Annotated in this window: 1 protein-coding gene; it reads right to left on the bottom strand. The window is 65.3% G+C overall.

All coding sequences use genetic code 11. The features are described 5' to 3' along the window. On the bottom strand, positions 1-2,669 hold a 2,669-nt coding region (locus AB0H61_RS38975), incomplete at both ends, for a condensation domain-containing protein (RefSeq protein WP_357313961.1).

Here is a 2,669-nt window from a genome sequence, read left to right as displayed (position 1 = left end):
GGAACGAAAGCCGCACCGGTCTTGGCCACCGCCCAGATCGCCGCGATCATCGAATACGAACGCGGGAACGACAGCGCCACCACACATTCCGGACCGACGCCACGATCGATCAGCACCCGCGCCAACCGCGACGAATAATCGTCGAGTTCGCCGTACGTAATCGACCTGCCCAAATAGCGCACCGCTATCCGCTCACGACCCAACCCCACGCCACGCGCCAACATATCCGGCAACAAACCACTATCGACCGCCGCCGCGCCACGCACCGGCGCCAGGAGCGCGTACTCGGCCTCCGACAGCAGCGGTAGATCACCGATCGGTGTTGCCGAGCCATCCGCGATGGCGGTCAGCAAGCGGGTGAACCGCTCGGCGAACACCCGCACGGTCGACTCGTCGAACAGATCACGGGCGAAGGTCAGCATGCCGTGCAGCCCCGCGCCGCCGACTTCGCGCATCGTCAGCGACAGGTCGAATTGTTCAGCCTGCATACCGGATTCGACCGCTTCGACCCGCAAACCAGGCAGTTCGAAACTGCTTTCCGGCAGGTTCTGCAAGGACAACGACACCTGGAAGAACGGATTGCGCGCGGTCGAGCGCTCCGGATTCAGCAGCTCTACCAGCCGCTCGAACGGCAGATCGGCATGCGCGAAGGCTTGCAGATCGGCTTGTTTGGTGTCCGCGAGCAGCTCGTCGAAGGTGAGGTCGCCGCGCACCCGGGTGCGCAATACCAAGGTGTTGACGAACATGCCGATCACGTTGTCGACCTCGGCCTCACCGCGTCCGGCCACGGGGGTGCCGATCGCGATGTCCTCGGTACCCGACATGCGCGCCAGGAATACCGCGAGCGCCGTGTGCAGCAGCATGAACAGGGTGGCGTTCTGCTCGCGCGCCAGCTTCTGCAACCGCAGCTGTAGGTCGTCGTCGAGCGAGAACAGCACGCGCCCACCGGCGAACGACTGCATCTTCGGGCGAGGCCGGTCGGTGGGCAGGTTCAGCTCGTCCGGTAGACCGGCCAGCGCGGTGCGCCAATAGTCGGCCTGCGCCGTGATGAGGCTCTCCGGGTCGGTTTCCGAACCGAGTACTTCCCGCTGCCACAGCGCGAAATCCGCGTACTGCACCGGCAGCGGCGCCCAACCGGGTGCCACGCCCGCGGCTCGAGCCGCATAGGCCACCATCACATCACGGGTCAGCGGGCCCATCGACCAACCGTCCGCGCCGATGTGATGGGCGACGAAGACGAGGACGTACTCGTCGGTCGCCGGGGTGACGTGGAACAGCTTGGCCCGCAGCGGAACCTCTGCGGTGACGTCGAAACCGACCGAGACCAGATCGGTGATCCGCTGCCGCAATTCGGTGGGGGGCACCGGCTCCGGGGCGAGGTCGGGTACGGCCTGATCCGGCGCCAGGATCACCTGGTATGCGGCGCCGTCCTGTTCCGGGTAGACCGTGCGCAGAGTTTCGTGCCTGGCGATCACATCGGCGATGGCCTGCTGCAATGCGGCGATATCGAGCGCACCGGTGAGGCGCACCGCGCCGGGCACGTTATAGGCCGCCGACTCGGGATCGAACCGGTTCAGGAACCACATGCGCTGCTGCGCCAGCGACAGCGGAATACGGTCCGGCCGTGGGCCCGCGACCAGTGCCTTACGGCCGCTGCCCGCATGCTGTTCGGCATTGGTCGCGAGACCGGCCACCGTAGAGGCTTCGAACAACACCCGGACGGGCACGCGGGTATCGAGCGCCGCGCCGATACGGGCCACTACCTGGGTGGCCAGCAACGAATTACCGCCGAGGGCGAAGAAATCATCATCCGCGCCGACCCGCTCCACGCCGAGGACATCGGCGAAGACCTGAGCGACGATCTCCTCGATCGGAGTCGACGGCGCACGGAACGCCTGAACCTCGAACTCGGGTTCCGGCAGTGCTTTTCGATCCAGCTTGCCGTTCACATTCAACGGCAAAGCATCCAAAACGACGAACGCCGACGGCACCATATACGACGGCAAACCGGCGTTCAGGGCAGACTTCACGCCTGTGACATCGATATCCGCAGGAGCCACGAGGTAGGCGACCAGGCGATCGCCGGTACGCGGATCCGACTTCGCGAGGACCGCGGCCTGTGCGACCCCGGGCAGGGCGAGCAACGCGGCTTCGATTTCGCCGAGTTCGATACGGAAACCACGAATCTTGACCTGGAAGTCCGTACGGCCCCGATAGTCGAGTTCCCCGTTGGCATTCCACGCCACCAAGTCACCCGTGCGGTACAACCGAGTGCTCGGCTCGAACGGGTTGGCTACGAACCGATCCGCCGTCAGGTCCGCTCGCCCGAAATACCCACGCGCCAACTGCGCACCAGCCAAATACAACTCACCCGAAACACCTGCCGGAACCGGCCGCAACCGCGCATCCAGCACGTAGACCTGACTGTTCCACTCCGGACCACCAATCGACACCGAGAGGTGGTCGGCGACTGTCACCCGATGGCTGGTGATCGACACGGCGGCCTCGGTAGGGCCGTACAAGTTGAACAGCTCGACCCGCGGATACTCCTTCAGGAAACGCTGCGCCAACGCGGCGGGCAACGCCTCACCGATCGCCAAGACCCGCCACAACGAGGCAGGCAATTCCCCACCACTGAGCAGGGCATCGAGCATCGACGGCACCACATG

It is taken from the genome of Nocardia sp. NPDC050710, from assembly GCF_040654375.1.
Lineage (GTDB): Bacteria > Actinomycetota > Actinomycetes > Mycobacteriales > Mycobacteriaceae > Nocardia.
The sequence above is the reverse complement of the archived record's forward strand: the minus strand, read 5'-3'. Positions and strand labels throughout refer to the sequence as shown.